Source organism: Staphylococcus sp. HMSC035D11 (assembly GCF_001836075.1).
In the GTDB taxonomy this organism is placed as follows: domain Bacteria; phylum Bacillota; class Bacilli; order Staphylococcales; family Staphylococcaceae; genus Staphylococcus; species Staphylococcus hominis.
This window is the reverse complement of the sequence record NZ_KV827282.1, coordinates 1-213: the sequence shown is the minus strand read 5'-3', so window position 1 is coordinate 213 and position 213 is coordinate 1. Positions and strand designations below refer to the sequence as shown.

Below are 213 nucleotides of genomic sequence, written 5' to 3'. Positions count from 1 at the left end.
AATGGCATCAAAGCCTATATTTTCGATATAACGAATAGCTTCAGCCAATCCAATAGCTTGAGCAATAATCGGTGTACCAGCTTCAAATTTAGTAGGTAAGTCAGCCCATGTTGCATCGTACTTACTTACAAAATCAATCATGTCCCCACCATACTCAACAGGTTCCATGTTTTGAAGTAGTTCACTAAATCCAAATGGTCTACTTCAATACCT

General features: G+C 38.0%; 1 pseudogene. It reads right to left on the bottom strand.

The window, feature by feature from the left end:
- Positions 1-195: pseudogene (locus HMPREF2647_RS11060) on the bottom strand (aminotransferase class V-fold PLP-dependent enzyme); the annotation flags it as partial.
- Between the last annotated feature and the right edge of the window lie 18 nt (positions 196-213).